General features: G+C 47.2%; 25 protein-coding genes and 3 pseudogenes. 7 read left to right on the forward strand and 21 right to left on the reverse strand.

Annotated elements, in window-relative coordinates:
- Positions 1-186: 186 nt before the first annotated feature.
- A pseudogene (locus Q0502_RS11320) lies at positions 187-1,353 on the forward strand (DEAD/DEAH box helicase); the annotation flags it as partial.
- 771 nt (positions 1,354-2,124) lie between these two features.
- On the opposite strand, the gene Q0502_RS11325 reads toward Q0502_RS11320, so the two are convergent.
- The 16 genes and pseudogenes from Q0502_RS11325 to Q0502_RS11400 form a co-directional block, all read right to left on the reverse strand.
- Positions 2,125-2,691 carry a 2-oxoacid:acceptor oxidoreductase family protein gene (locus tag Q0502_RS11325; protein WP_298650794.1) on the reverse strand — a complete coding sequence of 189 codons (567 nt, stop codon included), beginning with the start codon at positions 2,689-2,691 and terminating at the stop codon, positions 2,125-2,127.
- A gap of 17 nt (positions 2,692-2,708) precedes the next feature.
- The gene (locus Q0502_RS11330) at positions 2,709-3,470 is read right to left on the reverse strand and encodes a thiamine pyrophosphate-dependent enzyme (RefSeq protein ID WP_298650796.1); all 762 of its coding nucleotides are present in this window, start codon (positions 3,468-3,470) and stop codon (positions 2,709-2,711) included.
- Positions 3,471-3,652: 182 nt separating this feature from the next.
- Positions 3,653-3,814: a hypothetical protein gene (locus Q0502_RS11335; RefSeq protein ID WP_298650798.1), complete on the reverse strand. Its 162-nt coding sequence runs from the start codon at positions 3,812-3,814 to the stop codon at positions 3,653-3,655.
- Between the two features lie 16 nt (positions 3,815-3,830).
- Positions 3,831-4,913 carry a 3-methyl-2-oxobutanoate dehydrogenase subunit VorB gene (locus tag Q0502_RS11340; protein WP_298650799.1) on the reverse strand — a complete coding sequence of 361 codons (1,083 nt, stop codon included), beginning with the start codon at positions 4,911-4,913 and terminating at the stop codon, positions 3,831-3,833.
- A gap of 37 nt (positions 4,914-4,950) precedes the next feature.
- Positions 4,951-5,181: a 4Fe-4S dicluster domain-containing protein gene (locus tag Q0502_RS11345; RefSeq protein ID WP_298650801.1), complete on the reverse strand. Its 231-nt coding sequence runs from the start codon at positions 5,179-5,181 to the stop codon at positions 4,951-4,953.
- 104 nt (positions 5,182-5,285) lie between these two features.
- Positions 5,286-5,807 (reverse strand): HAD hydrolase family protein, encoded by a 522-nt coding sequence (locus tag Q0502_RS11350; protein WP_298650803.1) that lies wholly within the window; start codon positions 5,805-5,807, stop codon positions 5,286-5,288.
- Between the two features lie 29 nt (positions 5,808-5,836).
- Positions 5,837-6,601 carry a Rossmann-like and DUF2520 domain-containing protein gene (locus tag Q0502_RS11355; protein WP_298650805.1) on the reverse strand — a complete coding sequence of 255 codons (765 nt, stop codon included), beginning with the start codon at positions 6,599-6,601 and terminating at the stop codon, positions 5,837-5,839.
- 17 nt (positions 6,602-6,618) lie between these two features.
- Complete coding sequence (locus Q0502_RS11360; RefSeq protein WP_298650806.1) at positions 6,619-7,113, reverse strand: gliding motility lipoprotein GldH; 495 nt, start codon at positions 7,111-7,113, stop codon at positions 6,619-6,621.
- 61 nt (positions 7,114-7,174) lie between these two features.
- Positions 7,175-8,278, reverse strand: a pseudogene (gene ricT / locus Q0502_RS11365) (regulatory iron-sulfur-containing complex subunit RicT); the annotation flags it as partial.
- A gap of 119 nt (positions 8,279-8,397) precedes the next feature.
- Positions 8,398-9,507, reverse strand: a complete 1,110-nt coding sequence (locus Q0502_RS11370) for a DNA polymerase III subunit (RefSeq protein ID WP_298650808.1) — start codon at positions 9,505-9,507, stop codon at positions 8,398-8,400.
- Positions 9,507-10,457 carry a methylenetetrahydrofolate reductase gene (locus Q0502_RS11375; protein WP_298650810.1) on the reverse strand — a complete coding sequence of 317 codons (951 nt, stop codon included), beginning with the start codon at positions 10,455-10,457 and terminating at the stop codon, positions 9,507-9,509. Before Q0502_RS11375 ends, Q0502_RS11370 begins: the two co-directional genes overlap by 1 nt.
- Positions 10,458-10,752: 295 nt before the next feature.
- Complete coding sequence (gene rseP / locus Q0502_RS11380; RefSeq protein WP_298650812.1) at positions 10,753-12,075, reverse strand: RIP metalloprotease RseP; 1,323 nt, start codon at positions 12,073-12,075, stop codon at positions 10,753-10,755.
- 41 nt (positions 12,076-12,116) lie between these two features.
- On the reverse strand, positions 12,117-13,289 hold the full coding sequence (locus Q0502_RS11385; RefSeq protein ID WP_298650814.1) for a 1-deoxy-D-xylulose-5-phosphate reductoisomerase: 1,173 nt from the start codon (positions 13,287-13,289) through the stop codon (positions 12,117-12,119).
- 104 nt (positions 13,290-13,393) lie between these two features.
- The gene (rimM, locus tag Q0502_RS11390) at positions 13,394-13,915 is read right to left on the reverse strand and encodes a ribosome maturation factor RimM (protein ID WP_298650816.1); all 522 of its coding nucleotides are present in this window, start codon (positions 13,913-13,915) and stop codon (positions 13,394-13,396) included.
- Between the two features lie 6 nt (positions 13,916-13,921).
- Positions 13,922-14,515, reverse strand: a complete 594-nt coding sequence (locus Q0502_RS11395) for a DUF4290 domain-containing protein (protein ID WP_298650817.1) — start codon at positions 14,513-14,515, stop codon at positions 13,922-13,924.
- Between the two features lie 247 nt (positions 14,516-14,762).
- On the reverse strand, positions 14,763-15,707 hold the full coding sequence (locus tag Q0502_RS11400; protein WP_298650819.1) for a glucosaminidase domain-containing protein: 945 nt from the start codon (positions 15,705-15,707) through the stop codon (positions 14,763-14,765).
- Positions 15,708-15,716: 9 nt separating this feature from the next.
- Between Q0502_RS11400 and cdd the strand changes: the two genes are divergently transcribed.
- A complete protein-coding gene (cdd, locus tag Q0502_RS11405) occupies positions 15,717-16,196 on the forward strand; it encodes a cytidine deaminase (RefSeq protein ID WP_298650821.1) in 480 nt (159 codons plus the stop codon).
- Here cdd and Q0502_RS11410 read toward each other — a convergent pair.
- On the reverse strand, positions 16,188-16,685 hold the full coding sequence (locus Q0502_RS11410; RefSeq protein ID WP_298650823.1) for a DUF4348 domain-containing protein: 498 nt from the start codon (positions 16,683-16,685) through the stop codon (positions 16,188-16,190). The two genes, cdd and Q0502_RS11410, sit on opposite strands and share 9 nt — an antisense overlap.
- A gap of 260 nt (positions 16,686-16,945) precedes the next feature.
- On the opposite strand from Q0502_RS11410, the gene Q0502_RS11415 reads away from it, so the two are divergent.
- Genes Q0502_RS11415 through Q0502_RS11430 form a run of 4 tightly spaced genes read left to right on the forward strand, consistent with a single transcriptional unit; the run spans position 16,946 to position 22,243 of the window.
- Entirely contained in the window at positions 16,946-17,788 is an 843-nt protein-coding gene (locus tag Q0502_RS11415; RefSeq protein WP_298650825.1) for a DUF4922 domain-containing protein, read from the forward strand.
- Positions 17,789-17,847: 59 nt separating this feature from the next.
- Complete coding sequence (gene serB, locus Q0502_RS11420; RefSeq protein ID WP_298650839.1) at positions 17,848-19,083, forward strand: phosphoserine phosphatase SerB; 1,236 nt, start codon at positions 17,848-17,850, stop codon at positions 19,081-19,083.
- Between the two features lie 24 nt (positions 19,084-19,107).
- Entirely contained in the window at positions 19,108-20,007 is a 900-nt protein-coding gene (locus Q0502_RS11425) for a hypothetical protein (protein ID WP_298650827.1), read from the forward strand.
- A gap of 7 nt (positions 20,008-20,014) precedes the next feature.
- On the forward strand, positions 20,015-22,243 hold the full coding sequence (locus tag Q0502_RS11430; protein ID WP_298650829.1) for a hypothetical protein: 2,229 nt from the start codon (positions 20,015-20,017) through the stop codon (positions 22,241-22,243).
- On the opposite strand, the gene nadD is transcribed toward Q0502_RS11430, so the two are convergent.
- From nadD to Q0502_RS11450, 4 genes are all read right to left on the reverse strand, one after another.
- Positions 22,212-22,826, reverse strand: a complete 615-nt coding sequence (gene nadD, locus Q0502_RS11435; protein WP_298650831.1) for a nicotinate (nicotinamide) nucleotide adenylyltransferase — start codon at positions 22,824-22,826, stop codon at positions 22,212-22,214. The two genes, Q0502_RS11430 and nadD, sit on opposite strands and share 32 nt — an antisense overlap.
- Positions 22,823-23,071 (reverse strand): GlsB/YeaQ/YmgE family stress response membrane protein, encoded by a 249-nt coding sequence (locus Q0502_RS11440; protein ID WP_298650833.1) that lies wholly within the window; start codon positions 23,069-23,071, stop codon positions 22,823-22,825. Before Q0502_RS11440 ends, nadD begins: the two co-directional genes overlap by 4 nt.
- A 118-nt stretch (positions 23,072-23,189) precedes the next feature.
- Entirely contained in the window at positions 23,190-24,332 is a 1,143-nt protein-coding gene (gene nspC / locus Q0502_RS11445) for a carboxynorspermidine decarboxylase (protein WP_298650835.1), read from the reverse strand.
- 76 nt (positions 24,333-24,408) lie between these two features.
- Positions 24,409-24,957 (reverse strand): nitroreductase family protein, encoded by a 549-nt coding sequence (locus tag Q0502_RS11450; RefSeq protein WP_298650837.1) that lies wholly within the window; start codon positions 24,955-24,957, stop codon positions 24,409-24,411.
- Positions 24,958-25,112: 155 nt separating this feature from the next.
- Between Q0502_RS11450 and Q0502_RS11455 the strand changes: the two are divergent.
- Positions 25,113-25,512: pseudogene (locus Q0502_RS11455) on the forward strand (hypothetical protein); the annotation flags it as partial.

Here is a 25,512-nt window from a genome sequence, read left to right on the forward strand (position 1 = left end):
CACTTCAACGGTTTTCAAGACCGCCGCGATCGACCACTCTGCCATCTCTCCTTGCATTAGTGAAAAATGCGAGTGCAAAGGTATAACTATTTTCGGAAAGAAAAAATAGCTATCTCATATTATTTTTTTCCTGATTCCGCAAAAACCAATTATTCATTGTATCTTTGCGTAAACTAGGAACTATTCATGTTATTTACCGAACTTCCCCTTTGTGACACCCTGCTGGATGGCCTGCAGGCAATGAACTTCAGAGAGACCACACCAGTCCAGGAGCAGGCTATTCCCGTCATCCTTGAAAAAAAGGATGTAATTGCCTGCGCCCAGACGGGCACAGGAAAGACAGCCGCTTTTCTGCTTCCCCTCCTGAATAACCTGCAGACCGATACGCACGACGAAGATAAGATCAACGCCGTCGTGATGGCTCCCACCCGTGAACTGGCCCAACAGATCGACCAACAAATGGAGGGTTTCTCCTATTTCACGCCTTTCTCTTCCGTAGCAGTGTATGGCGGTAACGACGGCGAAGCGTGGGATGTACAAAAAAGAGGCTTACTGAGCGGTGCTGATGTGGTGATTGCCACCCCGGGAAGGCTCCTGTCACATATCAACCTATACAATATCGATTTTTCAGGAGTAAAGTATTTTATTCTGGATGAGGCGGATAGGATGCTGGACATGGGATTCCATGACGATATCATGAAAATTGAAAAGTTGCTTCCGAAGGAACGGCAGACCATCATGTTCTCGGCTACCATGCCCCCCAAGATACAGCAACTGGCAAAGAGCATCCTGCGCGACCCGGTGGATATTTCCATTGCCATTTCCCGGCCGCCCGAAACGATCCTGCAATCGGCCTACATCTGCCATGAGGCGCAGAAGATCAACATTGTAAAGTATCTCTTCAAAGAAAAAGCGCCCAACAAGGTGATCCTCTTTTCCGGCTCGAAGCAGAAAGTAAAGGATATCGCCAAGATATTAAAACGTATGGGATTATCGGCGGGTGAGATGCATTCCGACCTCGACCAGTCACAGCGTAACCATATAATGCATGAATTCAAAAACGAACGGGTGGATATCCTGGTGGCAACGGACATTGTCGCCCGGGGTATCGACATTGATGATATTACACTGATAATCAACTTCGATGTGCCGTATGATGCGGAGGACTATGTACACCGTATCGGACGTACGGCGCGTGCCGGCGACTCGGGCATGGCCATCACCTTTGTGTCGCCCGATGAGCAGTACCGTTTCTCCCGGATTGAACAGTTTCTGGGAAAACAGATCTACCGGATCCCCGTACCGTCGGAATTGGGCGAAGCCCCGGAGTATAAACCGACCCGCGACAGCAACAGGAGAGGTGCATCCATCCGTTCATTGAAAGGGACGGGAAAAAAGGGGAAAGAAATGGAGAAAAAGGTTGGTAAATCATCAGGAAGACCGGGTAGGTCAGAAATGTCCGGAAAACCGGAGAAGGAGAAGCAGGAAAGAACGGAAAATTCCAAAGAGGGAAGGCCGGAAAGATTGGAAAGATCAGGAAAACCGGAGCCGTCAGAGAGATCGGGAAGGTCGGAAATGTCCGGAAAACCGGGAGGATCACGGAGAAACGGAGGATCACCTTCCGATAAGAGTTCGCAGGAAAGCGGAACACTTCGTTCCGGGAGAAACTCACGGCAAAACGAAGTGTCACACCCCGAAGGAAGTTCACAGCAAAATGAAACGCCTCGCTCCAGAAAGAATGAGGGAAACCCACAGGAAAGACAAGTATCACGGAAACAGGAAGCACATAAGAAACAAGTAGTACATAAAGGGCAAGGAGATCCGCTGAAACAAGAAACACCAGGAGAACAAAGATTATCCCGGCAACAAAAAACTTCAAAAACAGCAGGTAAAAAAGAAGTACGACAGGTCTCCAACTCAACAACAGCAAGTTTTACAAAAGGAAGATCAACGACAGGAAGTTCTTCGGATGAAAAAAGATCATCACTTCCACAAAGACCCGCTCCTGCTCGGGAACAGACCGGCAAAACCGACAAGCCAAAGAAATGGAGCTGGTGGCCCTTCGGGAAAAAATAGCGAAGCCGGCCTGACGAAAATCAGCCCGGCTCCTATCCGGAATCGACACTACACCGCGATCAACTCCGCTTTCTGTTCCAACTGAATGATCTCCATCCCCCTAAGGATGGCCTTTTCATTCATCGGTAAAAGTTTATGATGCCTCTCGGGAAGAGATTTTTTCAGTCCTTCCATCACATTTTCAACCTCCACCATAGGCGAGATCTTGAGCAAGCCACCCAATACGATCATATTGAATACCTTGGTATTATTCATCTTCATCGACTCATCCATCGCATTGATACGAAAGACATTGATATCGGGCCGTTCCACTTTCTTGTGAATGCCATACCCATCGTAGATCAACGCACCGCCCGGTTTCACCCTATTCTCGAATTTCTCGAGCGAGGGCTGGTTCAATACTATAGCGATATCATACTTGTTTACCACAGGTGAGCTGATGGGTTTATCAGAAATAATGACCGTGACATTAGCAGTCCCCCCCCGCTGCTCCGGCCCGTAAGCCGGAAACCACGATACCTCCTTATTTTCCATAATTCCCGAATAGGCAAGGATCTTTCCCATAGAAAGCACACCCTGACCTCCAAAACCTGAAATGACTATCTCCTGTAACATTATATTTTTTTATTGCTTTAGATATTCTTCAAATCGCCGATCGGGAATACCGGGAACATATTTTCCACCATCCAGTCGTTGGCCGCTGCCGGCGTCATTTTCCATCCTGCATTACAGGTAGAAACTACTTCCACGATAGAGGTTCCCTTTCCTGCCATGGAATTCTCAAAAGCGAGCTTAATCATCCGCCGTGTCTTTTTTACCGCTGCTGCCGTATGTACGCTGACGCGGGTAGCAAGGCAAACGCCGTCGAGCAGGGCCAGCATATCGAGCATTTTCAGGGGACCACCCATGGTCTCCACATTGCGGCCGTCGGGACTGGTTGATGTGACCATATTGCTTAAGGTAGTGGGAGCCATCTGTCCGCCGGTCATACCGTAGATACCGTTATTGATAAAGACAATGGCTATATTCTCGCCGCGGTTAGCGGCATGGATGGTTTCTGCCGTTCCGATAGCGGCCAGGTCTCCATCACCCTGGTAAGTGAATACCATTCTGTCGGGCAGCAGCCGTTTGACGGCTGTGGCCAGTGCGGGAGCACGCCCGTGTGCGGCCTCCTGCCAATCGATATCGAGGTATTTATAAGCAAAAACGGCACATCCCACCGGCGCAATACCGATAGTTTTCTCCTGCAAACCCAGTTCTTTGATCACCTCTGCAATCACTTTATGTACCACTCCGTGAGAACATCCCGGACAGTAGTGCATATGATTGTCGTTCATCAATTCCGGCTTTGCATAAACCAGATTTTCAGGACTTACTATATCGCTGGCATTCATACAATTTATATTTTTAAAAAGTCGGGAAATTAGAAGTTAAAATTGAGAACTCAGAAATTAGAACTTAGAATTAAGAAAGTTAGGAACAGGAAGTGAAGTTTTTTCACTTTTTAGTTTTTAATTTACGTCTTTACTCTTTATTCTTTACTCTTTATTCTTTACTCCTTACTCACTATTTATATTTACTTCTTAGAAAATCTGTATATAAGATAAAACAGGATGGCAGCTCCGCCAAAATACCAGGTGAGTTTCATATCCTGGTTGGAGGAAAAATAGACTACTACCGTCGCCAGAAATGCAAGCAGGAATAACAGCAGGAATATATTTCTTATTTTGGGATCCATGTTCCGTAATTTTAATCTATTTGACCACTTTTTCTTTTAACGCATCGAGCACACCATCGGGTGTAGGCACGATCCCGCCTAAACGTCCGTAATGTTCCACAGGCACTTTCCCGTTCACCGCAAGACGCACATCCTCCACCATCTGCCCGGCATTGAGTTCCACAGTAAGCATGCCCTTCACCTTACCGGCGTAACCACGCAGTATCTTACTTGGGAAAGGCCACAAAGTGATAGGTCTGACAAGTCCCACCTTAATTCCTTCTTCCCGCGCCATTTCAATCGTTTTCAAACAGATACGGGCCGCAGACCCAAAAGCGACCAGCAGGTAGTCGGCATCGTCGCATTTTACCTCTTCGTAAAGGACCTCATTTTCCTCCACTACGCGGTATTTTGCCTGAAAACGCTCGTTATTCTTTTCCATCAGAGCCGAATCGAGTTCAAGGGAAGTGATGATATTGGGTTCCCTGTCCGGTGTTTTTCCGAGGGTTGCCCACGGGCACTGCTCCCTGATCTCCTGATCGGTCCGTCGGCGCCGGAATTCAGGGAGCTTCACCTTTTCCATCATCTGTCCGATCACACCATCGGTCAGGATCATAGCCGGATTACGGTATTTAAAGGCGAGATCGAAACCAAGCGCCACAAAATCGGCCATCTCCTGCACGGAATTGGGAGCGAGCGTGATCAGTCTGTAATCGCCGTGTCCCCCCCCTTTCACCGTCTGGAAATAATCGGCCTGGGAAGGTTGAATAGTTCCTAAGCCGGGACCACCCCGTTGCACATTCACTATCAGGCAGGGCAATTCCGCACCCGCCATATAGGAAATACCTTCCTGCTTCAGGCTGATACCGGGACTGGAAGAGCTGGTCATGGAATATTTACCACAGGCAGCACCGCCATACACCATGTTGATGGCAGCCACTTCGCTTTCGGCCTGCAGCACCACCATACCTGTCGTTTTCCAGGGAGCTACCTCCATGAGTGTCTCTATTATTTCCGACTGAGGGGTGATGGGATAACCGAAATAACCATCTACTCCGTAACGAATCGCTGCATAGGCAATGGCTTCGTTTCCCTTCATCAAAGATATTTCTTCTGACATAATATTAGTTTTGCTAATGTTCTTTTCCGGAAAATGATTACAATACCTTTTTCCGATAGACCGTTAAGCACCCATCCGGACATACAAATCCGCAGTTTGCGCATCCGATACAATCATCGGGATTTTTCATATATACATAGTGATATCCGCGATCGTTCACTTCACGCGGCTGTAAATCCAGCGTATCAGTGGGACATGACACAACACAGAGATTACACCCCTTACATCGACCGGTATTTATCTCTACATAACCCTTGACTTTAGCCATTATTAGACGTGGTTTTTAATTGTCAGTTACAAAAGTAACAGTTGTTTTGCAAGAACTCAATTTTTCTATGTTAATTTTTTTGCTTTATATTAACAGCCGGTATTTTACCATCCGAACGCCTCTTCACTCATCCAGTGTCCCTGTACTTTTAACACCTGTTCGATCACATCACGGGCCACACCCTCCCCTCCTTTTACAGGGGAGATATATTTAGCTATCTTTTTTATTTCGGGAGCCGCATCGAGGGGCGCGACGGCCAAACCCACCTCGCACATCACCCTGTAATCAGGAATATCGTCTCCCACATAGATAATTTCTTCGGGTTTATAACTCGACTTACTAATATAATGCTGATATTCATCTATTTTAGTCTTAGATTTCATATAAATATCCTTAACACCCAGCGATTCGTAACGCACCCGCACCGAGAGTGTATTTCCGCCGGTGATGATAGCCACACCATAGCCGCATCTGACAGCCAGGTTAAGCGCATAGCCGTCGCGGATATTAATTGTCCGTAACGGTTCTCCCTCCGAGGAAATGGGTAGGGTCTGACGGGAGAGGACTCCGTCGATATCAAAAATAAAAGCCTTTATTTTTTTCAGGTCATAATCGATCATGCTCATAAAGAGTGATTCAATAAATTTGTCCGTCTCTATTGATTGACGGAAATATTGTGAATACTTTTGCTTAACAGGGAATATATTTCTCTCTTCAGGGGATCGCTCAGCAGTTCCAGATGTTTCCGCATCACCTTCTCATCGAACCGTACGGCGGGCCCGGTCTGTGCAGTCCGCGGGTCCATCACTGCCACTTTGGCGGCTGTCTCGGCAATCAGCGGATTCAGCAGATGGAACGAGATTTCCTCTTCGCCCACAATTTCCGATGCCAGCGTATACATATGATTGGCAAAATTACATGCAAAAACGGCTGCAAGGTGCAGTACCCGCCGTTTATCGCCGGAAAGGTAATGCACGTTTCCCGAGATCGTTTCCGCCAGATCCCTCAACAAGCCAGCGGTTTCAGCAGTATTTCCCTCTATAAACACCGGGATATCCCAAAAATCCACCTCCCTGTCCCTGCTGAATGTCTGTAACGGATAGAGGACTCCCCGGTCGTTATGCGGAGAGAGGACAGAGATGGGGATACTACCTGCCGTATGCACCCATACACCTCCGGTTAGGGGCATTTGGGCAATGATTCCAGGTAGAGCGTCATCTTTCACCGAAAATATATAGAAGTCGGCACCGCAGTACACCTGCGCAATATCATCGATCGGCTCCGCCCCGAGCCGGCGGGCAAGCTTCCCGGCATTGCCGAACATGCGGCTGTAGACCTGCACGATCTCACTGCCCGATGCTTTGAGCGCTGCTGCCATATGGGTAGCCACATTTCCTGATCCTATAAAAACAATCTTCATGATATTTACGGTTGATATCAATAATTGACATGGTTCGACTTAATCACCTTCACGCCCACTTTTTCTACTCCCCGCAACGGATCATCATTCATTGCCTGGCGGATTGTCAACCGGTAATGGTAAACCGAATCCCGTGGGATGAAAGAAAGGTAGGCCAACGACAACTGGTTTAATCCCCCGGCGCCGCTTCCCAGCCATTTTCCGTGCTCATCGGCCAGCAGGCACCGGAAAGTGTCGGTACGGACAAGAGAATCCGCCAGATCCTGATCGATTTGCAACCAGAGGTCCCGATAAGGATAACTGCGGTTGGTCGTCAGTTCAATAGTTACATTATAGCCTGTACCTGAGACGGAAATCAATGAATCCATGGTAAAAACGAGCAGCGAATCACGATACCACTTCCCGTTCTCAACCTGGTAAAAACGGGAATAGGTCTCTCCCTCTGAACACGAGGCAAGAGGGATGAAAAGCAGACCCGCCAATATCGAGAAGATATTACTCTTTGTTCTCACCCGAAGATTTCCTGTTTCTGGGGTTTCTGTTTCCTGATAAATTGTCCGGCCGTTTTTTACGGGGTTTCCGCCGCTTTTTTCCCTGATTTTCCTTCTGGTCATCGAACCGGGTGATACTCTGGTCTCCGAGTATATCACCGGGATACGCTCCGTTCTCCCCGGATTTCTCCTCTGTTTCGACAGTCAGTTTCAACGGCTTCTCTCCTTTTTTGTTCATCCTGATGATCTCGAATACTCGATCTTTGGAGATAGTCACCAAATTGCCGCCGTTGTACTTATCGGACGAATAGGTGATCCTGCCGGAAAAAACATCGGTTTTGAAATGGTAATAGCTGGCATCTTTTGTTTCGAGCACGATCTCACGCGAAGGCAGGGCACGTTGTGCCTCTACATAAGCATCCACTTCGTAGTTCATACAACACTTCAATTTCCCGCATTGTCCTGCCAATTTCTGCGGATTGATAGAGATATCCTGACATCTGGCAGCTGAAGTAGAGACCGATACGAAACTCGACATCCAACTGCTACAGCACATTTCGCGTCCGCAAGGGCCAATTCCGCCGATACGGCCGGCTTCCTGACGTGCGCCTATCTGTTTCATCTCTATCTTTACCTTGAATTCGCCGGCCAGCACTTTGATGAGCTGGCGGAAATCGACCCTCTCGTCTGCAATATAATAGAAGATAGCTTTGTTGCCGTCGCCCTGATACTCCACGTCGCCGATTTTCATCTTCAGGCCCAGTTCCTCGGCTATCTCCCTGGAACGGATCATGGTGAACTGTTCACGTGCTTTTGCCTGTTCATACTTCTCCAGGTCGGCAGGACGTGCTATCCGGTAGACCCGTTTCAACCCGCCGTTGGCATCTTCCCTGAAATTGTTCTTCTTCATCTGCAACTCAACCAGCTTTCCGGTGAGTGTCACAGTCCCTATGTCGTGTCCGGGTAAAGCCTCCACTGCCACTATATCGCCTAGTTCAAGCTCGATATCGTTGCTGTTGATATAATATCCTTTGCGGGTGTTCTTGAACTGAACCTCCACCATCCTTGTCGCTTTCTGAAGCTCGGGAAAGTCGTGTAACCAGTCGTAGATGTGGAGTTTATTGTTATGGCGGGTACAGCCCCGGCAGCTCTTCGTATTTCTTACGGTCGTCGTGTTCAATGGCACGATATCCGCTAATTTGTCTGATAATTGTTCTTTATCCATATATATTAAATCGCCCTGTCGCTCCCGGCAGGCGAGACTTTTGATGATAAATAATTAAAAACAGGATGCAAGTTACAAAATTATTTTCTTAAAAACATTGTCACTTTCAGACAAAGATCAAGAAAAATAATTTTTGCATTGCCGTTTTGCTCAATCTGGCGATAAGCGAGCGAAAACTCATTGCTCAGTTCTTCTATATTTTTTTCATTGATGAAAGGAGCGAAACGCTCACCGAACTGCCACTCGTCGCTGTTCAGGTATACCATCTCCGGCGCATCGAGATTACTCACAAAATATTCCCGGAACAACCTCAGCGAATAGAGCAGGAAACTTTTTTGCATCTCCCGTCCGATACCTGCAATTTCATTGGCTATCTCTTTTATGGCCTTGATCTTACCTGCGAAAGCGTTGCGCATCATCTGCCTGAACAATTCGAAAAAATATTCCGTATGTTCCGATGCCTGTATGATCTCAATGGCTTTTGTGAAACTGCCATTGGCTATATGGGCTGTTGACCGTGCCCTTTCGAGGTCCAACCCGAATTTCTGTTGCAATACAACCACCATTTCATCCTTTTCAATGGCACGGATGTGCAACGGCTGGCACCGCGACCAGATTGTCTGCAGTACACTTTCCCTGTCTTCCGAGACCAGGAGGAAGACCGTAAGGTCGGGCGGCTCTTCTACCAGCTTCAGCAACTTGTTGGCGCACGCTTCGTGCATCTTTTCGGGAAGCCATACGATCATGATCTTGTAAGGAGCCTCATACACCTTGAGGCTAAGCTTCCGGATGATTTCATCGCTCTCTTTCGAATAAATGATCCCCTGCGCATTTTGCGCGTCAATAAAGTTGAGCCATTGGTTGAGATTGAAGTAACTGTTCTCCGACAGGAATTCGCGCCATTGAGGCAGATATTGGTCGCTCACCTTCGATTTCACCACGGGAAATACGAAATGGAGGTCGGGATGTGCCAGCTTATCGAATTTATGACATGAGGGACATTCGCCGCAGGCATCTTCCGCACCGCGGTTGCTGCAATTCAGATACCTGGCGTAAGCAATGGCCAACGGCAGCTTTCCCACCCCTTCCGGGCCGTAAAAGATACGGGCATGCGGAATAAACCCCTGGCGCACCGAATTGATCAGGTGCTCTTTTACGTCGTGAAGCCCTATGACATCGCGAAAATACATCAGTATATCTCCCGGGCTACCCTATGGACACTTTCGGTAGCCATCAATGAATAAAAATGAATACTGGGAACTTTATTGCGGATCAGCTCCTTACACTGTCCGATACACCACTCTACACCGACCTCCTTCGCTTCCTCATCGTCTTTGCATTTGCGAAGCGCCACGGCCAGTTCTTCGGGAATATCCGAACGGAAAATACGGGGCAGCGCCGTCAGTTGGTTTTTCAGGTGGACCGGTTTGATCCCGGGAATAATGGGAACGGTGATCCCGGCGTCGCGGCAACGGTTCACGAACTCAAAATATTTATTGTTATCGAAAAACATTTGCGTAACAAGATATTCAGCGCCGTTATCTACTTTCATCTTGGTATAATAGAGCTCCGATTCCATATTGGGCGACTCCTCATGCTTTTCCGGGTAGCAGGCCATCCCATAGGAAAAGGGTTCTTCGGGAGGTGTAAAAGAGGAGCCGTCGAACGCGATTCCTTTATTGAAGTTATTCACCTGTTCCTGAAGGCCGGTAGCGTGGGGATGACAGTCCATTTTCAGCTGCTCCGCATCCAGTTTTTTGGTATCGCCTCTCAGCAACAGCAGGTCGGTAACCCCCAGAAAGGAGAGGTCGATCAATGCATATTCGGTCTCCTCTTTCGAGAAACCCTGCGAAATCATGTGGGGGACCGCCCGTATCCCGTATTTGTTCTGTATGGCGGCAGCGATGGCTACCGAACCGGGTCGTCTCCGCACATTCACTTTCCGGTAGGCGCCGTTTTCATCTTCCCTGTAGATACTCTCGCTGTGGTGCGTAGTAATATTGATATATTTCGGATCGAATTCCTTCAGACGGTCGATAGCATTGAACACCTGCTGAATACTGTTTCCCTTTAATGGGGGCAGCAGTTCAAACGAAAAAGCAGTCTTCCTTGTATTGTTAATTAATTCCGAAACCCTCATACTGATTTGTCGATTTACTGATTTACTGATTTGTTGATTGTATGCAACTAAATCGAAGATATTTAGATGTTTTGTGGGGTACTCATTAGTTCGCAAAGAGCGTTAAAAAGAGGAGCTGTCCGAAGCGAAGCAAGTTCTACTCTTTTAGCGAATATTTGCGTTAAGCCAAGTGAGCAGAGCCAAGCTTGCTTGAGCTATGCCATGGCGAGCAAATATCTAACTTTAGTGAATGAGAGCCAGGATGGGTCACAAAACATCGTCAGGCGAATGATTTAGTGACAATCAGACAACAGTGCTAATTAAAAATAGCCCTTACCACATCCATACCATTGGCATATAACACAAGACCTAAAAGCAGGATCATTCCCGCCACCTGGGCATACTCCATAAATTTCTCGTTAGGCTTTCGCCGGGTGATCACCTCATAAATGAGGAACATCACATGGCCGCCGTCGAGGGCCGGGATGGGCAGGATATTCATAAAGGCAAGAATCACCGAGAGGAAGGCTGTCATCTTCCAGAACTCTTGCCAGTCCCATTGCGCAGGGAAGAGGTTCCCGATCGCTCCGAACCCGCCCAGGGATGAAGCGCCCGCTTTGGTGAATACATATTTAAACTGCGCCACATAGTCCTTCAATGTTTGTATGCCTAATTTAATCCCTGCCGGAAATGATTCGAAGAATCCGTATGTGAGGGTGACGGTCTGATAAACCTGGGATACTCCCATTGCGTAAAAGCCCAAGGTACCGGCAGAATCTACCTCTACGGTTGTAGTCTGCAGTAATCCGTTCCGGTAATAATCCAGTGCAATCTGCTGGTTACGGCTATTGTCGAGAGCCGCCCGCAAATCACTGAAGGCCGGCGTGGCCGTGCCATTCACTCCCACAATACTGTCGCCGGCAGCCAGCCCTGCCCGGTCGGCAGCGCTTCCCTCCATTGTCTGATATACAACGGCAGGCACCCTGTAGGAGGCAAAACCTTCTTTATCCTTCAGCAGGTTCTCCATCAATCCCTTCTGCATGGTCAATTCAACCTCTTCTCCATTGCGCAGCACGGTCACCTTTTCGGCATCAGCTACATCGAGCAGCGTACGCACACCGAAGCGTTCCAGTTCCTTATTATCGGCCCTGAGCAAAATATCTCCATCCCGGAATCCGGCCTGATGTGCCGCCTGGCTGAATTCCATCCCCTGTGTTACATTTTTCAGGGGGAGATAGGTATCGTTCCAAGCAAAAAGCATCATGGAGAAGATAAAAAATGCCAGCAGCAGGTTGAACAATACTCCGGCAACCATCACTAACAGTCGCTGTCCGGCAGGTTTTGAACGAAACTCCCACGGCTCCGCAGGGCGCGACATCTGCTCCTTGTCCATCGACTCGTCAATCATTCCCGATATTTTCACATAACCGCCCAGTGGCAACCAGCCGATACCGTATTCCGTATGACTGTTTTTGGGCTTGTAGCGGAAGAGCGCAAACCATGCATCAAAGAAAAGATAGAATTTTTCTACCCTGATCTTGAACATCCTCGCAAAAATATAATGTCCGAACTCGTGCACGATGACGAGTATAGACAAACTCAAAATGAGTTGTAATGCCTTAATTAAAAATGTCTCCATTCAGTTATCGTTTGACACACCCAGCCGGTGTGTTGCTTTTATCAATTAGTAAATTTAATTATCTGTTCTCTTGCTATTTCTCTTGCCTGGGCATCGCTTTGCAGATAGTCGCTTAACGAGGGTGATTGCACGAACGATGCTTTCCGCATGGTTTTTTCTATCAGACGGCTCATCTGCATATAGCCTATTCCTCCCTGTAAAAACAGTTCTACCGCCACTTCGTTGGCAGCATTCAGTATGCAGGGCATATTCCCCCCCGAAGCGATAGCTTCATAAGCGAACATAAGGCCGGGGAATCTCTCTTTGTCCGGGGCTTCAAAAGTCAGTTGCGACAGTTCCAGAAAGTCCAGCGGCCTGACGTCCGATTTCAGCCTGGCAGGATACGAGAAAGCATACTGGATAGGCATACGCATATCGGGTTGCCCCAACTGGGCCATTACAGACCGGTCTTCGAACTGTACCATGGAGTGAATGATCGATTGGGGATGCACGAGCACTTCGATCTGCGACGGCTTCACGCCAAACAACCATTTAGCCTCAATCATCTCAAACCCTTTATTGATAAGCGTAGAGGAATCGATGGTGACCTTCTCGCCCATGTTCCAGTTAGGATGGGCCAATGCCTCCTTCCGGGTTACATGAAGCAACTGTTCTTTCGAGAAAGTCCGGAAAGGGCCTCCCGAAGCAGTAAGAAATATTTTTTCGATCTTATTGTCGCCTTCGCCGTTCAGGCACTGGAAGATGGCGGAATGTTCCGAATCGACCGGCAGAACGGGGGTCTTATGTTTCAGCGCAAGCGAGGTAACCAGTTCGCCGGCTACCACCAACGTCTCTTTATTGGCCAGCGCGATGGCCTTTCCGGCCTTGATGGCATTTATAGTGGGTTTCAACCCCGAAAAGCCAACCATAGCCGTAAGCACCATATCGATAGGATCGTCCTGCACCATCTCCTCAATCGCTTTACTCCCGCTCCACACCTTGATGGGCAGGTCGCTCAGGGCAAGTTCCAACTGCTTATATTTCGACTCGTTGGCAATTACCACTACCTCGGGGAGATAGGTCCGTGCCTGCTCAATAAGCAACTCAACCCGGTTGTTGGCCACCAAAGCATAAACCCCGAACTTGTCGGGGTGACAGGAGATAACCTCCAGCGCCTGGGTTCCTATTGAACCGGTAGAGCCTAAAATCGCGATATTTCTTTTTTTATCTTCCATCGCGGGAACAATAATGTGCTGTAAAACGTGCAAAGATAGCAAAAATCGGCGTGGTTTCTCTACGGATTGGCCGGGGAGTTACGATTATTTTCCTCATGCCGGTTTTACTCTTCGATCAGCCCTTCCGGAAGATACATCTCGATCAGGTTATTCTCCTCATCGATAGCGGCTATAAATTCCTCCGCGGCAGGGATCAGATATTCTTTCCCGTCTTTTTTCACGATAAAGAGCACATTCATGGTAGAGTCATCCACCTCCTCTATAACGCCAAGTTTTTCCCCATGCTGGTCAATGACGATAAAACCCGTAAAATAATCCCAGCCGGCTTCCGCTTGTTCCGCCGGAGATTTTATCCGTTCGCGCGGAAGAAAAACATGGGTGTTGACATATCGTGCCGCCGTTATCTCATCGTCCACATCTTCGAACTTCACCCGGGCCGTCACATCGGTTGAATAAATAAACTCCTCTATAAAAAAGGGCACGGGAATACCTTCTATTTCCAGGAAATAATATTCCGTCTCCACGTCGGCATACTCCGCCTTCCGGAACCGGATGACAATTTCGCCCCTTATCCCGTAGGGCTTCTGTGTGCTTCCAACCTGAAGGATATCTTTTTTGGAAATCACTCCCCGTTATTTTCTGCGTTGATACTTGATATTTTTCAATTTATCCCGGCTGGCGTTTACTTTCACCTCAGGGATAACATACTTTTCCGCGTCGATCTTGATCTGACCTTCCGACAATGCGTACAGATCGTGAAAGATCTTCTGATCATCCGCCTCCTTGTTCCATTGGGAATAGGAGCGCTTCATCTGGCTGAGTAACAACTTCACCAGGTAATTTTTCTTGTCGCCCTCCTCCATATTGGAAGCGATCCTGATCATCCTTTCCATGATTTTACCATAATGACGATACTGCATGGTGGGGCGGCTGTAATCGAGATGTCCGGGGGGAGTGTTCAGTTCCTCCCTTGTGATCACTTCGTAGGGATATTCGATATCGAGTTTAAAATCCGACATAATAGCCAGATGATCCCATAGAATATGTTTGAAGTTGTTGACATCACGAAGATGGGGAAACATACTTCCCATAATATCGATAACGGTATAGGCACATTTTTTGCGATCTTCGGGATTTTTAATTCCCACGCAGTGGTCTACCATATTCTGGATATTACGTCCATATTCCGGCAACGCCAGCTTTTTCATTTGTGTGTTGTATTGCATCTCTGTATTGCTTTATCATTTGTCCGGAGGCATCGGAACATCCTCACATCCGGTTTTATTTCTGTTATATATTATTTATCTGATTTCAAAGAGTCAAGAACCAAGAGTCAAGACTTCAGAATTTAATTACGTCTATTTTTAATTCAAAATCCTATGATTTTACAAACTTCTAATCACCGTTCCACCTTCCCGCTTCTTCACTTCCCGCTTCAAATTTCAATCATTGTATCATTAGCACATTCAACTGTCACCTCAACTTCAGCAAATCGCCCTCTTCGGGGACGTATTCATAACTTTTTTTATTGAGCCTGTAAAAATTACGCAGCTGAATGCCATACTTTTGCGAAATACTGTACATGGACTCTCCCACCTGTACGGTATGATATTCATACGGCTTATCGGCACGCGTCTTCTTCTTCTGGAAATAAACGATATCGCCTTCGCTTAGCGGAAAATCTTCGGGTACTTCGTTGAATTTCAACAGATCTTTTTCATTGAACCCGAACTCCCGCGCGATACTGCCGAATGTATCGCCGTCGACCGCGATCACATATACCAGACCATGCGTGATGTATGGCTGATGTATCCACGTTACCTGTGTCTCCTCTCTTCTGCGTTGCTCATCCCGTTCCCTTTGGCTAACCCCCTTACGGTATTTTCTATCATCGAAACGATACAATTCGTAATCTTCGATCAGCTTGATCAACTTGTTGGCATAAGCCCTGTCAGTGGCATAGCCCGAACTTTGTAATCCCCTTGCCCATCCTTTATAATCAGTGATGGAGAGACCGAACAAAGCGCTATACCGACTACTATAGGCAAGAAACTCAGAGTGATCCTGATAGGAATCCTCCACATTTTTATACTTCCGGAAACAATCGTTGGGCGTATCGTCGGCAGCATATACCGTTGCTCCGCTCCACCCACGGTGGCATTTGATCCCGAAATGGTTGTTGGACTGGCGGGCCAGATCGCTCATTCCTGCCCCCGATTCCAGAATCCCCTGCGCCAGCGTAATGGATGCCGGGATTCTGTATTTCTCCATATGCGCTACTGCCAGATCATTGTATTTGTGGATATAATCCTCATACGTCCTCACTCTGGTCTGCCCTGACAAGGGAAAGGCAAATAAAAAGGAAAAAACGACAAAGAGCGATAAAATATATCTATATTTGCGAAATAAATGCTGCATTATGACATTATGAAAGAAATCAATTTAACCACAAAGATAGCTGTTTATCCGTTAGAGGAGTGCTCCGAAACAGAAAAAAAATTGATCGAAACGGCAAAAGAGGCCACAAAAAAGGCATACGCACCCTATTCCGGGTTCAAGGTGGGTGCAGCCGTCCTGTTGGAAAACGGCAGGATCATCTCCGGCAACAACCAGGAAAATGCCGCCTATCCGTCGGGATTATGTGCTGAAAGGACAACCGTTTTCTTTGCCAATGCCACCCATCCCGACCAGAAAATTGAGGCCATCGCCATCGCCGCCTGGCACAACGGCAAATTCACCGACGATGTGATCACGCCCTGTGGCGGCTGCAGGCAGGTTCTGCTGGAGACGGAAAACCGGTTCCATACGCCCATAAAGATATTGATGTACGGCAGCGAAGCCGTTTACGTGGCAGATAGTATAAAAGACCTGTTACCGCTCAGTTTCGGGGATGAGATGCTAAAATGATGCTTCATACAGTGTCACCAAATACCATTTCTCATCTATCAGCATAAAATAGTAATCGGCATAAATACCGTTGTTGATCCCGCGGATCTCCACTACGGCGGTATCATTTCTGTAACGCACACCCTGATAATACTGGTCGTAAGGGCGTGTCAGATAAGTACTGTCATAAGTAAGATCGAGCAATTCCCAGTCGTACCTCCCGATTATTTCCTCCATGGGAGCCATTCCTTCATGTTCAGCGTCGGGGATGATCACGTTGATCGGGAATTTGATCCGCTCCAGTTGAAAAGACTCCTGGGTACTGAATTTCCGGATAAACTGATCGAAATTCTCCTTTCCGGAGAGAGCCTCTTCCTCGCTGTCTACCGGGCTTGCTTCCATTTTTACCTTTCCTTTACCCGGCATACGACCCTTCTTTTCCGTACTCTCCGTACAGGAAAGAAGAAAGAGGGCAAAAAAGCAGAAAAAAGTAAGATTCGAAATTTTCATTGCTGAATGAACACTTATTAATCCAGTCTTGATTCCGGAGATCTGTTATTCACGGGACAAAGGTACAAAAAAAGGTGATAACCAAACAGTAATACCATTTTTTTCATACAATTTCATGGAAGCATAATCAATTTTTTAACATGAGGGTGGTAGGGGAAATTTGCAGTAAGCGAAATGAGCAAAAAATCAACTTTGATGAATCCGCTTTACAGAGTAAAGAAAATATCCTTATCTTTGCTTTTATAAAAAACCGGTACTGAATGGATCTTCAAACGGAAATAAGCCATCTGTTTTCTGCACAACAGAAGGATTGGGAACAATTAAGGGATGGCGTTCGACAGTTGGATAACATGCGAGAGAGGGAGTTTACATGGGGTGGCGATTACCATGTGAAACTCCAGTTCAATCCGGCACGGATGGTTTCTACCGGAGCGGCAACCAGTAAAGAAGCGATTGAAAAACGTCCCTGTTTCCTTTGTGAAGGCAATCGTCCCGCACGGCAAAAGGGAATCCCATTCAGGGAAAAATATATTATTCTCTGCAATCCGTACCCCATTCTCAGGAATCATCTTACGATCCCTCTCCATTCGCATGTACCGCAACGTATCCGTAAAAAAACAGGCGATATGCTCATCCTGGCGGAACAGCTTCCCGATTATGTGGTTTTCTACAATGGTCCCAAATGCGGCGCATCCGCACCTGACCATTTTCATCTGCAGGCAGGGCTCAAATGTCCTTTGCTGACGCAAGCCGATAACGAGCTTCGTTCCTGCCTGCAAATCGAAAGTGAAAGCAAAGACGAAGCGCAGGAGCTTTTTGAAGATGTGTACCAATATCTCCATCATCTTCAGCCGGCAGAAACGGAGCCGATGATGAATGTGATCGCTTTCACGGAAGGGAACAAGTATAAGTTACATATTTTTCCGCGCAAGGCACATCGTCCGGGGCATTACTACGAAAAAGGGGAAAAACAGTTGCTTATCAGCCCCGGCGCGCTGGATATGGCCGGACTAATGATCAGTGTGAGGGAAGAGGATTTTGAAAAGATCAGTAAGCAGGATATTGAAGATATTTATACACAGGTCTCCATGGCGGTTATTTAAAACGGGAAAAGGTACCGGTACCAGGCGCCGACGCAATAACAGGGACAAAAACTATCGTAATAATGGAAAAATCAGAAATTATTTTGCTCAACATCAACGGAGAGGATAAACCGGGTTTGACAGCCGCACTCACGGAAATTCTTGCCAGGCACGGCGCATTTATTCTCGACATCGGGCAATCGGATATCCACAGAAATCTCTCACTGGGAATTTTGTTCAGATCGAAGAACAATATCTCCGGCGAGATCATGAAAGACCTGCTGTTCAAAGCCTACGAGATGGATGTGAATATCCGCTTCACGCCTATTTCAGACGAACAATACTCCAACTGGGTCGGCATGCAGGGCAAGAACCGGTATATCATCACCCTCCTGGGAAGAATACTCACGGCTAAACAGATAGCCGCTGTTTCGAAAATTATTGCAGAGCAAAATCTCAATATCGATAATATAGTACGTCTGACCGGCCGTATTCCGCTCGATGAGAAGCAGCGGGCAGCCCAGTCCTGTGTTGAACTGTCGGTAAGAGGTACACCCGCCGACAAGCAGCAGATGCAACAGGCATTTTTGGAACTCTCTTCTTCGCTCAACGTCGATATCTCTTTCCAGGAAGAAAGCATGTTCAGGCGCATGCGTAGGCTTATCTGTTTCGATATGGACTCTACCCTCATTCAAACGGAGGTGATCGATGAATTGGCCGAAAGAGCGGGTGTAGGCAATAAGGTGAAATCCATCACAGAACTTGCCATGCACGGAGAGATCGATTTCAATGAAAGTTTCAGACAAAGGGTAAAGCTGCTCAAAGGGCTGGATGTATCTGTGATGAAGGAGATTGCCGAAAACCTGCCCTTTACCGAAGGGGTCGGCCGGTTAGTGAAAGTGCTTCAAAAAGTGGGATTCAAAACGGCCATATTGTCGGGGGGATTCACCTACTTCGGGAACTACCTGAAAGAGAAATACGGGTTCGACTATATGTATGCCAATGAACTGGAAATCGAAGACGGGAAGCTTACCGGCAACTACCGGGGAGATATTGTCGACGGCAAACGGAAAGCGGAGCTACTGAGACTTATCGCCCAGGTCGAAAAGATTGATCTTCGACAGACGGTGGCTGTGGGTGACGGGGCCAATGATCTGCCCATGCTGGGAATAGCAGGGTTGGGCATCGCTTTTCACGCGAAACCGAAAGTGAAGCAAAACGCGGGCCAGTCCCTCTCCACGGTAGGGATTGACGGCATCCTCTATTTTCTTGGCTATAAAGACTCTATGCTCGACAGCGAGATTATCAACAATTAATTTTATCATTAAAAACAGCGTGGTATGGATTTTGTAGATATGTTATTAAATCGCTTCGACGGCGAGGCCGAACTGAAAAAAACCAATAATGCACTGGTCTGTTTCTCCTCACTGGAGACAGGTAAGGTATTGAGCAGGCTGGCTACCTATATTACGCAGTCGAAGCTGGGGAAATCGTCCATCACGCTCCTCTATTTTATCGATAAAACGGAAGAAGCGCTTTATAGTGAAGAGATGAATGAATATCAGAACAGGATCATCACCGACTTCTTATCCAGCGTAAATAGGGAGAAGATCACCGTACGCCTGTTTATTAAAGCCTCCGACGACCATCATGCGGATATCATGAAAATCTCGGAGGAGCAGAATTGTAATCTGGTCCTGCTGGGCGTCAGCAACAGCGACTTTCATCCCGGACTGATAAAAAAATACAGCCAGCTCAAAAATGATCCCGTAAATTCCGAAACCTCCATCCTCGGGCAGTTTCAGGAGAGAGAGGCTGCAACGCTGAAAAGCATCAACGCCCTGTTCAGCCGGAACACGGTCTCCACAGGCCTGTTCATGGACAGCGGCATCATGGAGTTAAGGAAAATATTCATTCCTCTCCTCCACAATGCAGACGTGCACATCTTTACTTATCTCTACCAGATTGCCCGGAAGGAGAATGTGAAGATCATGGTCTGGGATGCGATCGGCATCATTCAGTCCGAGCCGAAAATGCAGAAATTCTACCAGTTCATCGTAAAGAAAAGCGAAGGGCGTGTCTCCCTGTGGGACAATGATAAAAAGATAGGATGCGACTTTATTCAGGAGCAGGATCTTATTCTCATCGGTACGGAAGGATGGAATAAATTGATCTGTACCCCTCTGCAATGGACTAACTCACTCCCATCGACACTGATCATCAAAGAGAAAATAAACTGACACAACTATGGATCCATCCGATATAAAAAAAAAGCTGGCGGCTATTCACTCGTATATCGAACAAAAGCAACTGAAAGACGCTCTTGACGGTATAAAAGAACTTTCCGCCTTACAGCAAAGCTGGGCGGTTTCAGAAAAAATTTCCGAACTGACCACCAATTACCAGTTTATGCTTCACTACCTGATCGAAGGGAAGAAAGATCCGGAACAAAAGTGTATTTACAACAAACTTATCCGCGATATATACACGGTGGCGGAAGACGCCGCAGAACACCTGCTTCTGCAGGAAAGTTCATCCATTTTTTTCGATAAAATGAGATTGATGTCAGTACGTACACCCATATCGGTAGAGGAATACCGAACTATTATCACAAAACAGGCGGATACCCTTTCTTTCATCGATCTGCTGGAAGAGGGTCCCGAAAAAGAAGCCAGGAGCAGGCAGAATGCAATTGCGCGTGAAAATACACAGCAAGACCTGTTTTATGTTATTTTTGTTTCTCCGAGGGCAAATGACGATTTCATCGCCTCCTGCCGCGATTTCATGGAAGACCGGTCAATTCCGCAGCACGATAAGGCATTGTTTATTTCGGCACTCATGCTGAATATCCTGCAACGTTTCGACGCACTCAAGATCGAGTTCCTTCTTGATCTGTGCCAGCATACGGAACCGGAGCTTGCTATCCGCGCCGTAACGGGAATCATCCCCATTTTCCAGATATACAATTCCCGGCTACAGTTGTATTCCGGCTGCAGCGACAGGCTGAAGCTGTTGTCCGACGACAAGGCTTTTGGCCGCCGTTTCATTGCGGCAATCATCGGATTCATTCAGGCGCATGAGACAGAGAAGATCACCAAAAAACTGACGGAGGAGATCATTCCCGAAATGATGAAACTAAGTCCGATGATCGGAAAAAAGATAAAATTGGATGAATGGATGGGCGAAACCGGCTTCGATGAGAAGAACCCCGAATGGCAAAAGATATTGGACGAAACCGGACTGGCGGATAAATTACAGGAATTTACCGAGTTGCAGTTAGAGGGCGCCGACGTGTTTCACTCTACCTTTTCGAACCTGAAGTCCTACCCCTTCTTTCAACAGATGAGCAATTGGTTCCTGCCGTTCACCCCGCAACACAGCAACGTGCAGCAACTCTTTACCAACCGGGCGGAAAGGGATTCGCTCGTGGAAGCGCTTTCCGGATCGTCACTTATCTGCAATTCCGATAAATACTCTTTCTGCCTCAGCATTATGATGATGCCGGAAAACTACCGGAAGATGATGACCTCACAACTGGGAGCCGAGAGCGATGAACTGAAAAAGATGCAAACGGAGGAAGAGGCATTGAAGCCCTACCAAAAAGAAGAAACAATGATCAAGCAGTATATCCAGGACCTCTACCGCTTCTTTAAATTGTTTCCCCGCCGTACCGAATTCCACGATATTTTCGAACTACCACTCAATTACCACCGGCTGCCGGCATTTCAACCGGTAGTGATGCAACCCAACCATCTGGAAAAAATAGCGCTCTATTATTTCGAGAAAAATAATTTCAACGAAGCGCTCAGCGCTTATACCTTGCTGACCGGAACGGGAAGCGGGAAAAGTGAGATCTGGCAGAAAATAGGATACTGCCGGCAGATGCTGGCCGACATGGGCGGAGCATTGGAGGCCTACCTGCATGCCGACCTGATAGAAGAAAACAACACGTGGATACTTCAACGCATTGCCCACTGCTACAGGGTATTGAAAGAACCGTCCACCGCACTGGAATACTATCGTCGTCTGGAGCAGTTCCGCCCCGACGACCTCAATATTCAACTCAACATAGGGCACTGCCATCTGGAATTGAAACAGTATGAGAAAGCGCTGAATTATTACTTTAAGGTAGAACTGCTCGACAACAACAACACCCGTGCGTGGCGCTCCATAGCCTGGTGCGCTTTTCTGTCGCGCAAATTTGATGTGGCAGGGAAATATTATTCCCTGATATTGGAAGGAAAACCCAATGCCCATGACTACCTTAATGCCGGGCATGTGGAACTCTGCCTAGGACAGACAAAAAAGACCGTTGAGTGGTATAAGCTCTCGCTCAACAAAGCAGGCAGTTTTGAGGCGTTCCAATCCATGCTTGCCGAAGATGAAAAGGAACTGAAAGAGGCAGGCGTAGAAACTGCCATCCTTCCGATCATCATGGATAAGATCAGATACGATATAACCCCTTCCGGACTATAAAATCATATACTTTGGAGGGGAGGAAGGCACGCATATTCTTCCCGTTTCGAATGCTTTCACGGATAAATGTGGAAGAAATCTCCACTATGGGAGCCTGAATAAGTTGGACGGAGGCACGGAACTGTTCGGGGATCATCATCTCTTCCCCCATCCGCGGATAAACAAGGATCCGATAGTGGCTTATCAGCCTTTTATATTCTTTCCATCTCTGGAATTTCTTCCAGTTATCCCCGCCTATGATAAGGGTGAAGTCTTTATCGGGGTGTTCGTTTGTCAGCCTTGTCAGGGTGTCTATGGTATAGGAGGGGCGGGGCATATGAAATTCCACATCCGACACTTTTATATTATCGAACTCCTCCAGTGCCAGCCGTGTCATTTCCAGACGAATATCGTCATCCAGCAGCTCATCGGTCTCTTTGAGGGGATTATGCGGTGTGACTACAAACCACACCTCATCCAGGGGGGTAAATTCAGATATATAGTTTGCCAGAATCAGATGTCCGGCATGAATAGGATTGAAGGATCCGGAGAAAATACCGATGTGCACTGCAGGCACACCGGCTTTTTTACTTATCTTCGTCACGTAGTTTTCTTAAATAGGGAAATGATCCAGAGCAGCAATATAGCGCCTACCAGCGCCGTGACAAGGCTGCCTATAACTCCGGTTCCCGTACTGATTCCCAACAAGCCGAAAACCCAACCGCCGATAACGGCGCCGACAATACCTACCAAAAGATTGACCAGGAAACCGAAGCCTCCGCCTCTCATTAATTTACCTGCCAGCCAACCGGCAATAGCTCCTACAATGATCCACCATAACCAACTCATAATTAATAGTTTTTAATGTGAATATTTTTTGATTAATTGAGGGTAATTCAATACTCTCAATCAGTTAAACACTATCAACTCGGAAATTGTTTAAAAATACCAAAAAATATGAAGCTATTCAACTCATCCTCTGCTTATAGTCTTCATAACTGAACCGGCGGTAAAGTTCAAATTCTCCCTCCTGTGTCCAGAGTCCGATGGCAGGGTGCGACACACCATTGAACAGGGTGGTTTTTACTATCGTATAATGGATCATATCCTCAAACACGATCGTATCGCCCACCTGGAGCGGTTGATCGAAAGACCAGTCTCCCATAAAATCTCCGCTCAGACAACTGTTCCCTCCCATCCGGTAAGTGGGCTTACCGGGGACAGGTTCCTGACAGGCTCCACGGATGCGGGGTTTATAGGGCATCTCCAGGCAGTCGGGCATATGACAGGCAAACGACACGTTCAGCATGGCAGTCTTTATCCCCCTGTTTTCCACAATATCACCCACCGTAGCCACCAGTACGCCGGTCTCCCAAACAAAAGCGCTGCCGGGCTCCATGATGATCTCCAGATGCGGATAACGCCCCCTTAAACCGGTCAGCACTTTTATCAGGTGCTCAAGGTCATACTCTTTATGCGTCAAGAGATGTCCGCCACCAAGATTGAGCCACTGCACCTGCCGGAAAAGATGTCCGAACTTCTGCTCCACAACTTCCAAGGTCCGTTCCAGATCGTAAGAATTGTTTTCGCACAGATTATGCAGGTGTAATCCTGTAACTCCTTCGGGCAACCACGCTCCTATCCTGTCGGAACTGACCCCGAGACGCGAGCCGGGAGCGCTGGGATTGTACAGATCGGTATCAACGACTGAAAATTCGGGATTAATTCTTATCCCACATTCTATTTTTTTTTCTGACGCCCGTACCTGCGGATAGAAACGTTCGAACTGCGAAAGAGAATTAAAGGTGATATGGCTACTGTATTTCAGGAAGTGCGGAAAATCGGCCTCGGTATATACGGGTGCGTAGGTGTGGGCCGGACTCCCCATCTCTTCGAACGCCAGCTGTGCTTCCGCAATGGAACTGGCCGTAGAATACCTGATATATTCCCGTATAATGGGAAACGATCGCCACATGGCAAATGCTTTGAAGGCCAGAATAATATTCACTCCGGAACGTTCCTGCACCGATCGTATCAGCCGGAGATTGCGGCGGAGCAGTTCTTCTTCCATCACGAAACAGGGAGAAGGTATTTTTGAAAGATCGATCATTATTTTGTTTGATTAGTAGATTTATTGATGAGTTGATCCGTAGATTATCATTGCCAATCATCAAACAGCTAAATCATCATATCAAATCATGGGCCGGTGGATATGTCCCGATATGCACCTTTTCCCAGCGAAGGTTATCCAGATCGGCGGGTGCCCTCTCCTTCTCCTTTTTGCCGAAGGCGATCACACATAATACTTCCAGCGGCATAGGGATCTCCAGCAGTTCGTTGATATATTCACCGGCCGATACCCTGTCGGAATAATTCCGATTCCTCACCTGTACCCAGCAACTGCCTATACCGAGTTCTTCAGCCTGCAATTGCATGTTGATGGCGGCAATAGAAGCATCTTCCACCCAGGCATCGCTTACCAGCGGGTTCCCCAGGACAACGACGGCCAGGACCGCATCGGCAATGAATAAGGCACTACCCGGTTTGCAAGCCGATAACTTAGCGAGATTCTCTTTCTCTTCCACAGCAATAAATTCCCATGAATGCCTGTTCTTGGAAGTGGGTGAGAGCAGGGCCGCCTCAATGATTATCCGGATCTCATTGGGAGACAGCAGTTCTTCACTGAATTTCCTGATGCTGCGACGACGGATCAATAAATTTTGAAAATTAAACATTTTTATTTTTGAAATAGAAGCGCAATAATACAAAAAAATCCGCGATTAAGCATCATTCTTCCAGAAAATCGCAACAGTTTTTGAGAGATCAATATGGAATCATTCTAAATTACCATATTTTTTTACTACGTTTGTACAAAAATTGATTTTACGGTATGTACCATTCTTCCAGGATAAGAGTAAAGCCCTATATGAAAATGGCCGATTTGATTGACGGCAACCCATACCTGCTGTTGATGCTGCAGCATTTCAACATCGATTTCCGGGTAAGTGACCGTACCGTGTTGCAACTTTGTAACCGGTACGGCATCAGCGAACAATTGTTTATCAGTATTGCCAATCTTTACAATGGCTCCGGGACCAGGGGGGAACAACCGTTCACCAGGGACGACCTGTTACAGGTGATCGATTTCCTGAAGAGAAGTCACAATTATTACCGGTTCGATAAATATCCTCAGATCAGCTCTTATATCCGTCAGCTTCAGGAAAATCATCCCGAGAAAGAGTTGAAATTATTGGAAAAGTTCTTCAATGAGTATTTTACGGAAGTGATGG

This window comes from uncultured Proteiniphilum sp. (genome assembly GCF_937873925.1).
Classification (GTDB): Bacteria; Bacteroidota; Bacteroidia; order Bacteroidales; family Dysgonomonadaceae; genus Proteiniphilum.

Bases quoted from the DNA above. Each gene is read 5' to 3' on its own strand.
- cdd (WP_298650821.1), top strand. From the start codon at position 15,717: ATGAAAGAAATCAATTTAACCACAAAGATAGCTGTTTATCCGTTAGAG.
- Q0502_RS11440 (WP_298650833.1), bottom strand. From the start codon at position 23,071: ATGAGTTGGTTATGGTGGATCATTGTAGGAGCTATTGCCGGTTGGCTG.
- Q0502_RS11345 (WP_298650801.1), bottom strand. From the start codon at position 5,181: ATGGCTAAAGTCAAGGGTTATGTAGAGATAAATACCGGTCGATGTAAG.
- nspC (WP_298650835.1), bottom strand. From the start codon at position 24,332: ATGATCGATCTTTCAAAAATACCTTCTCCCTGTTTCGTGATGGAAGAA.
- Q0502_RS11350 (WP_298650803.1), bottom strand. From the start codon at position 5,807: ATGAGCATGATCGATTATGACCTGAAAAAAATAAAGGCTTTTATTTTT.
- Q0502_RS11410 (WP_298650823.1), bottom strand. From the start codon at position 16,685: ATGAAAATTTCGAATCTTACTTTTTTCTGCTTTTTTGCCCTCTTTCTT.
- Q0502_RS11395 (WP_298650817.1), bottom strand. From the start codon at position 14,515: ATGCAATACAACACACAAATGAAAAAGCTGGCGTTGCCGGAATATGGA.
- Q0502_RS11325 (WP_298650794.1), bottom strand. From the start codon at position 2,691: ATGTTACAGGAGATAGTCATTTCAGGTTTTGGAGGTCAGGGTGTGCTT.
- Q0502_RS11340 (WP_298650799.1), bottom strand. From the start codon at position 4,913: ATGTCAGAAGAAATATCTTTGATGAAGGGAAACGAAGCCATTGCCTAT.
- Q0502_RS11415 (WP_298650825.1), top strand. From the start codon at position 16,946: ATGGATCTTCAAACGGAAATAAGCCATCTGTTTTCTGCACAACAGAAG.
- Q0502_RS11375 (WP_298650810.1), bottom strand. From the start codon at position 10,457: ATGAGGGTTTCGGAATTAATTAACAATACAAGGAAGACTGCTTTTTCG.
- Q0502_RS11355 (WP_298650805.1), bottom strand. From the start codon at position 6,601: ATGAAGATTGTTTTTATAGGATCAGGAAATGTGGCTACCCATATGGCA.
- Q0502_RS11400 (WP_298650819.1), bottom strand. From the start codon at position 15,707: ATGCAGCATTTATTTCGCAAATATAGATATATTTTATCGCTCTTTGTC.
- Q0502_RS11385 (WP_298650814.1), bottom strand. From the start codon at position 13,289: ATGGAAGATAAAAAAAGAAATATCGCGATTTTAGGCTCTACCGGTTCA.
- rseP (WP_298650812.1), bottom strand. From the start codon at position 12,075: ATGGAGACATTTTTAATTAAGGCATTACAACTCATTTTGAGTTTGTCT.
- Q0502_RS11330 (WP_298650796.1), bottom strand. From the start codon at position 3,470: ATGAATGCCAGCGATATAGTAAGTCCTGAAAATCTGGTTTATGCAAAG.
- Q0502_RS11335 (WP_298650798.1), bottom strand. From the start codon at position 3,814: ATGGATCCCAAAATAAGAAATATATTCCTGCTGTTATTCCTGCTTGCA.
- Q0502_RS11430 (WP_298650829.1), top strand. From the start codon at position 20,015: ATGGATCCATCCGATATAAAAAAAAAGCTGGCGGCTATTCACTCGTAT.
- Q0502_RS11370 (WP_298650808.1), bottom strand. From the start codon at position 9,507: ATGTATTTTCGCGATGTCATAGGGCTTCACGACGTAAAAGAGCACCTG.
- Q0502_RS11450 (WP_298650837.1), bottom strand. From the start codon at position 24,957: ATGTTTAATTTTCAAAATTTATTGATCCGTCGTCGCAGCATCAGGAAA.
- Q0502_RS11425 (WP_298650827.1), top strand. From the start codon at position 19,108: ATGGATTTTGTAGATATGTTATTAAATCGCTTCGACGGCGAGGCCGAA.